This window comes from Bacillus sp. GMs2/2, assembly GCF_050172095.1.
Classification (GTDB): Bacteria; Bacillota; Bacilli; order Bacillales; family Bacillaceae_G; genus Bacillus_A; species Bacillus_A cereus.
The window spans coordinates 1-1,324 of sequence record NZ_JBNLYE010000680.1 but is presented as its reverse complement, the minus strand read 5'-3'; the positions used below and the strand labels follow the sequence as shown (position 1 = coordinate 1,324).

Here is a 1,324-nt window from a genome sequence, read left to right as displayed (position 1 = left end):
TGTAAACGTTTTATTAGGGGGGGGAAGTATGGGGAAGTTATTTTTAAAAATATGTTTTTTCGCATTAGTGACCGTATGTTCATTCGCAGCAAAAATATCATACGCTGAAGAGAGGCAACAAAATAATTATCCTATCATATTGGTGAATGGATTTGCTGGATGGGGTAGAGAAGAAATGCTTGGCGTAAAATATTGGGGTGGTGTTCATGATATACAGGAAGATTTGAAACGCAATGGTTATACGGTACATACCGCAGCTGTTGGACCTGTTTCTAGTAACTGGGATCGTGCATGTGAATTGTATGCACAAATTAGCGGTGGGACAGTAGACTATGGTGCAGTACATGCTGAGAAACATGGACATAATCGTTTTGGCAGAACTTATAGTGGTTTTGCGCCGAATTGGAGTGAAACAAATAAAGTTCATTTAGTTGGACATAGCATGGGTGGACAAACGATTAGAACATTAGTACAGCTATTAAAAGAAGGTAGTTTTGAAGAAAAGAATTATGTAAAAAATCACCCAGACACCAAAATATCACCACTATTTGAAGGCGGAAAATCATATGTTCATAGTGTTACAACATTAGCAACCCCTCACAACGGTACAACACTTGCGGATGGTAGTCTTCTACTGCCGTTCGTTAAAGATTTACTCATTACAGCTGCAAGCTTTGGAGGAAACAATAATTTATCATTATATGATTTTAAATTGGATCAATGGGGTATAAAGAAAAATGCTGGAGAGTCCTTTTTCCAATATAGTAATCGTATTCTAAATAGTTCACTTTGGAAAAATACAAAAGATATAAGTCAATGGGATTTAAGTACAGATGGTGCAAAGGAGTTAAATAATTGGGTAAAGACGCAACCGGATGTGTATTACTTATCTTATAGTGGACATGCATCACAAGCAGCACCTATAACAGGTTTACATTTACCGCATATTACGATGAATAAAGTGTTGATGGGGAATGCATTTTTCTTAGGTTCTTATGCGAGATATGAAGAAAACCGTCCGTTAGTTGATACTTCTTGGTGGCAAAATGATGGTGTAGTAAATACGAATTCTATGATTGCACCATCTTCTAATGTTGCTGTAAATAATAATGGGTCATTACAGATTGGAAAATGGAATCATATCGAAACGAAAGCGAATTGGGATCATCTCGATATGGTAGGATTAAGTGTTTCAGACTCATTAGGTTTTTCTAGCATTCAAGAGTTTTATAGAACAATTGCTGAAAAGCTATCACGTTTACCGAAATAGGTAATAATAAAGCGCTCTCGATGGAATTCGAGAGCGCTTTATATTATATTGAAA

1 protein-coding gene is annotated in these 1,324 nt (G+C 36.3%); it reads left to right on the top strand.

All coding sequences use genetic code 11. The features are described 5' to 3' along the window. Nucleotides 1–28: 28 nt before the first annotated feature. Nucleotides 29–1,270 carry an esterase/lipase family protein gene (locus tag ACQGS6_RS28635; RefSeq protein WP_000517069.1) on the top strand — a complete coding sequence of 414 codons (1,242 nt, stop codon included), beginning with the start codon at nt 29–31 and terminating at the stop codon, nt 1,268–1,270. Nucleotides 1,271–1,324 lie beyond the last annotated feature (54 nt).

What these genes read in the sequence shown, in the direction of transcription:
- ACQGS6_RS28635 (WP_000517069.1), top strand. Translation starts at nt 29, where the DNA reads ATGGGGAAGTTATTTTTAAAAATATGTTTTTTCGCATTAGTGACCGTA.